Source organism: Paracoccus shanxieyensis (genome assembly GCF_009711265.1).
GTDB classification, from domain to species: domain Bacteria; phylum Pseudomonadota; class Alphaproteobacteria; order Rhodobacterales; family Rhodobacteraceae; genus Paracoccus; species Paracoccus shanxieyensis.
In genome coordinates, this window is the sequence record NZ_WMII01000055.1 from 1 (window position 1) to 3,757 (window position 3,757).

A 3,757-nucleotide genomic window follows, 5' to 3' on the forward strand; every position below is an offset into this window, starting at 1 on the left:
TGAGCCTTGAAACGCTCGCCCGTGTGACCGACAATCCAACCGTCAGGCTGCCCGCCGTGGCCACCTGAACAAGCCCTGACCTCTCCGAGGGTCGGCGCTCCTACACCACGCCGCGGGGCACTATCTCGCGGGCGGACAAAATTCCGGACGACATTTCACTCGTTCCTGTGCTGTTGATGGGGTGTGAGAGCCCATCAGAAACAGCGAGAAAGGACGAAGGGGCGGCGCTCATTGCGCTGCCCCTTCGATGCTTGCGGACGGCCAAAAGTCATCCCGCGTCACCGCAAGGCCAAGAGCCTCGGCAGCTTCGAGAACGACAAGCTTCTGATCGTCAGGAATCGACCCGCGATCCTTCCACCCCTGAACGGTGGATGGTGCGCGACTGATGGCTGTGGCCGTAGCCCGGACGCCACCGAATTTCTGGATGATATGCTGCGCGTAGCTCATGAGCAGAATGTCCGCTATTTGCGGACACTTTGCAAGCGCATTTTGCGGACAGATTTTGCCCTTTCGTTCGTGGCATGCATACGCTCATGAGCAATACACCTGTCACAGAAGCGCTGCGAGCTATCCGCGAAAGAGCGGGCGTCGGCGTCCGCGAGATGGCGCGCCGGCTCGGCATGACCAGCCCGTCATCCTATTCGCATTACGAGGACGCCAAGAGGTTCAAGGATGACTACTTGCCGATGTCCTGGGCGATCCGGTTTGCGGATGCCTTGGAGCCCAGCGGCGTAGACCGAACGGAGGTTATCGCTCTCGCTGGCGTTGATTCTGCGAAGCCGCCTCCGGATGTTGACGAGCGCATCTCTCAGCTTTCGCCGCGTCGGAAGGAGATGCTGATGTCGCTTCTGGCCGATCTGGAGGCAGCGGAAGCACTTGATCTAGAACGGCAAGAAAAAGCGAGCGGCGATGCGAACTGAGTGCTGCAAGCCGTTCCTCAATCGTCAGTTTCTCTGCCACCTAGAATCCCCCAGAACGAAACAAGAACATGGTAGGCGGAAATATGCCGTTGGGGCAACCCAGACAGTCGCGGAGGTAAAACAGTATGTTTAGGGCCATCAAAGACAGCTTTGGCATGGGCGTCTTTTTCGCTTTGTGGGCGCTTTTGCTGCTCGGCGATCTTTACTGGCTATACAGCTCGATACAGATTGGCAGTTTTTTCATGTTTGTCTTGGGCTTGCTGGGTCCAATAGCGTTCCTGACGGGCCTCATTGGAGGGTTCGCCTTACTCTTTGGGTGGCCAGATTTCATCCTTTCGATATTTGGGTGACCATCTTGCGACGCAAAACAGGCCGGCACCGCAGCAGGATCAGCGCGAAGATTGCGCGGAAGGTGGCGGAGCGGTTGAGGGCGCAGGTGTAAGGCGATGGAAATTATCGTCGCCATCGTGGTCGCCTTTCACGCCATGATCGGCGGAGCCTTGCTCAATGCCGCGTTCACTGCGCCTCGGAACTGCATCGTTGTAGTTTATGAACACTGGACAGAAGCACAGGTTTACTTCTGGATGGCGCTTGCCGCGCTCTGTGTTGGTTTCGTTCTCACCGTCTCTTTGGGAAATAGCTGGGACGGGGTTTTCATGATCCTGATGCTGGGCGCTGGCAACATTTTCTGGTTCGTTATGCTGGTTTTGAGCAGGAACGTAGCCGAGTCGATACTCATGAGCGAAAACAGCCAAGGCAGCGATGCTGCCGATGAAAAGGCCGTAAATATCCGGCCTGATTAAGCTGATCCGCTTTCCCTTCAACAGAACCCCCATTTCCCCGCCCCGCCCCGTGCGGGGCTTTTTCATGCGCCGATGCCGGGCGCTGGCACGGTCGGTATAGCACGCCCGAATCGGGGTGGCGATGAAAATGTCCGCATTAAGCGTCCATTGTTCGCATTTTGCGTTTGACTGGCTGTCCGCAATGTGCGAACACTATCTCACAGCCGCAACAAAGCGGCACCGAGATGAAGGGAAGCCCATGACCTACCAAAGCGACATCCCCGACCCGGCGCTGATCGAGGCGCGCAACATCCTCGCGCACCCGCAGGGCCACACGCATTCCGCCATCCGCCACGCCTGCCAGATCGCGGCGACGGAAGGCGACCAGCACGACATCGAGGCCGCGAGCAAGACGCTGGCGGCGCTGAATGCCGAGATCGCCGACCGCTCGGGCCGGGACAGGCAGGCGGCACGCCGGGCCTATTTCCAGATCGCGCTGATCTGCATCGGCTTCTGGATCTTCGTCGCGCTGGCCATCTTCGGCCTGCCGCTGGTCTGGGGCTGGCTGACCGCGACCGTAATGCTCAAGCCCGAGGCTTGCGGTGCGCTTGGTGCGGTCGAGTGCGGCGAGATGCTGCGGGCGGGGCTGTGATCATGAGCGCCTACATCAACATCCACGACATCCGCTCCGTGACCACCACGCCGCTGCAAGAGCATGGCTCCATCGTCCTGAAAATTCACGCGACCGGCGGCGACATCGTGAACCTGTTCCTGCCCGACGCGACCCGGACACAAGCCGAGCAGGCCGCTGCGCTGCTGAATGGCGCGCTGGCTGCGGTTCAGGTCAGCGCTGATACGGAGGATCTGCAATGAACTACCACACCGACACCCTGACGCTGGACGCCTCCGAAGGTCTCGTAGAGGCGGAAGCGATCTTTGCGATCGACGCCGCATGGTCGAGCCACCGCAACGCGCGCGGCTATCGCAGCATCGACTGGATCAGCAGCTGCGAGCTGGAAAGCTGGACCTTCGACGGTCGCAAGCAGACCCGCGCCACCGCTGTCGCCCTGATCGGCGAGGCCGAGGTGGAGCGGCAGGAAAACCTCGCGATGTACTCGTGGCGGGAAACCGCCTCGCAGGACGAGGCCGACGAATATGCCGACTACAGGCATGGGATGGCGGCGGAATGAAGGACACGCCCCTGCCCCTCGGCCCCGGTATCCACGACATCAGCGCAGACGCCTATCACGCTGATCCCTGCGCCACCCCGTCGCTGTCCTCGACGCTGGCGCGGCTGATACTGAACCGCAGCCCGCGCCACGCATGGACTGCGCATCCCCGCCTGAATCCCGATTATCAGGGCAAGGAGTCCAAGACCTTCGACATCGGCCGCGCCGCGCACCGCGCCGTGCTGAGCAAGGGCGGCGATTATGTCGCCTATCCCGAGCACGTGCTGGGCAAGGGCGGCGCCGCCAGCACCGCGGCAGCGAAGGAATGGGCCGAGGAAGCCCGCGCCCGCGGCTGGACCCCGCTCAAGGCCGACGAAATCGACGCGGTTCACGACATGTCGGGCGAGATCATGGGACGCCTCGCGGCCATGGGGATCACCTTTCCCCCGGCCCGGTCCGAGCTGACGGCAATTGCCGAGATCGACGGCGTGATGTGCCGCGCGATGATCGACCACGCGCCGGAAGATCCGCGTCAGCCACTGTGGGACGTGAAGACCACGACGGATGCGAGCCCCGCGGCAGTTATGCGCACCATTATGGCTTACAATTATGACGTGCAAGCGGCGCATTACTGCGAAGTATGGAAAGCAGCCACGGGCGAAGACCGCAAGTTTTCCTTTGTCTTCGTGGAGAAGGATGCGCCCCACGAGTGCTGTGTGATCCAGCTTGGCGGAGACAGTATGGCAATGGGTCGCAAGCGCACAGGCAGTGTCCCAACACATGGTGTAGGAGGCCGCGCGCGGAGCCTTCGGCGTAGCGCAGCGCGCGGCCGTTGGTGACGCTGGCGGTCACCGTCGATCTTCGGACAAGTTTCGGGTTGCGAGAC

At 61.3% G+C, this 3,757-nt stretch carries 8 protein-coding genes; 7 read left to right on the top strand and 1 reads right to left on the bottom strand.

Going from position 1 to position 3,757, the window contains the following annotated elements; all coding sequences use genetic code 11:
- Positions 1–228: 228 nt before the first annotated feature.
- On the bottom strand, positions 229–447 hold the full coding sequence (locus GL284_RS21040) for a carph-isopro domain-containing protein (RefSeq protein WP_155046360.1): 219 nt from the start codon (positions 445–447) through the stop codon (positions 229–231).
- Between the two features lie 86 nt (positions 448–533).
- Between GL284_RS21040 and GL284_RS21045 the strand changes: the two genes are divergently transcribed.
- The 7 genes from GL284_RS21045 to GL284_RS21075 all read left to right on the top strand — a co-directional run bounded on the left by GL284_RS21045 (position 534) and on the right by GL284_RS21075 (position 3,710).
- The gene (locus tag GL284_RS21045; RefSeq protein ID WP_196216827.1) at positions 534–920 is read left to right on the top strand and encodes a helix-turn-helix domain-containing protein; all 387 of its coding nucleotides are present in this window, start codon (positions 534–536) and stop codon (positions 918–920) included.
- Positions 921–1,045: 125 nt separating this feature from the next.
- Complete coding sequence (locus GL284_RS21050) at positions 1,046–1,270, top strand: maltose ABC transporter permease (protein WP_155046362.1); 225 nt, start codon at positions 1,046–1,048, stop codon at positions 1,268–1,270.
- 96 nt (positions 1,271–1,366) lie between these two features.
- Positions 1,367–1,723 (top strand): hypothetical protein, encoded by a 357-nt coding sequence (locus tag GL284_RS21055; RefSeq protein ID WP_155046363.1) that lies wholly within the window; start codon positions 1,367–1,369, stop codon positions 1,721–1,723.
- Positions 1,724–1,961: 238 nt separating this feature from the next.
- Positions 1,962–2,354 (top strand): hypothetical protein, encoded by a 393-nt coding sequence (locus GL284_RS21060; RefSeq protein WP_155046364.1) that lies wholly within the window; start codon positions 1,962–1,964, stop codon positions 2,352–2,354.
- Between the two features lie 2 nt (positions 2,355–2,356).
- Positions 2,357–2,575 carry a hypothetical protein gene (locus tag GL284_RS21065; RefSeq protein ID WP_155046365.1) on the top strand — a complete coding sequence of 73 codons (219 nt, stop codon included), beginning with the start codon at positions 2,357–2,359 and terminating at the stop codon, positions 2,573–2,575.
- On the top strand, positions 2,572–2,892 hold the full coding sequence (locus GL284_RS21070) for a hypothetical protein (protein WP_155046366.1): 321 nt from the start codon (positions 2,572–2,574) through the stop codon (positions 2,890–2,892). Before GL284_RS21065 ends, GL284_RS21070 begins: the two co-directional genes overlap by 4 nt.
- Positions 2,889–3,710, top strand: a complete 822-nt coding sequence (locus tag GL284_RS21075; RefSeq protein ID WP_155046367.1) for a PD-(D/E)XK nuclease-like domain-containing protein — start codon at positions 2,889–2,891, stop codon at positions 3,708–3,710. The genes GL284_RS21070 and GL284_RS21075 overlap by 4 nt, the downstream gene beginning before the upstream one ends.
- Positions 3,711–3,757: the final 47 nt, after the last annotated feature.

Coding starts and splice junctions, on each gene's coding strand:
- GL284_RS21060 (WP_155046364.1), top strand. CDS start 1,962: ATGACCTACCAAAGCGACATCCCCGACCCGGCGCTGATCGAGGCGCGC.
- GL284_RS21070 (WP_155046366.1), top strand. CDS start 2,572: ATGAACTACCACACCGACACCCTGACGCTGGACGCCTCCGAAGGTCTC.
- GL284_RS21045 (WP_196216827.1), top strand. CDS start 534: ATGAGCAATACACCTGTCACAGAAGCGCTGCGAGCTATCCGCGAAAGA.
- GL284_RS21055 (WP_155046363.1), top strand. CDS start 1,367: ATGGAAATTATCGTCGCCATCGTGGTCGCCTTTCACGCCATGATCGGC.
- GL284_RS21050 (WP_155046362.1), top strand. CDS start 1,046: ATGTTTAGGGCCATCAAAGACAGCTTTGGCATGGGCGTCTTTTTCGCT.
- GL284_RS21075 (WP_155046367.1), top strand. CDS start 2,889: ATGAAGGACACGCCCCTGCCCCTCGGCCCCGGTATCCACGACATCAGC.
- GL284_RS21040 (WP_155046360.1), bottom strand. CDS start 447: ATGAGCTACGCGCAGCATATCATCCAGAAATTCGGTGGCGTCCGGGCT.
- GL284_RS21065 (WP_155046365.1), top strand. CDS start 2,357: ATGAGCGCCTACATCAACATCCACGACATCCGCTCCGTGACCACCACG.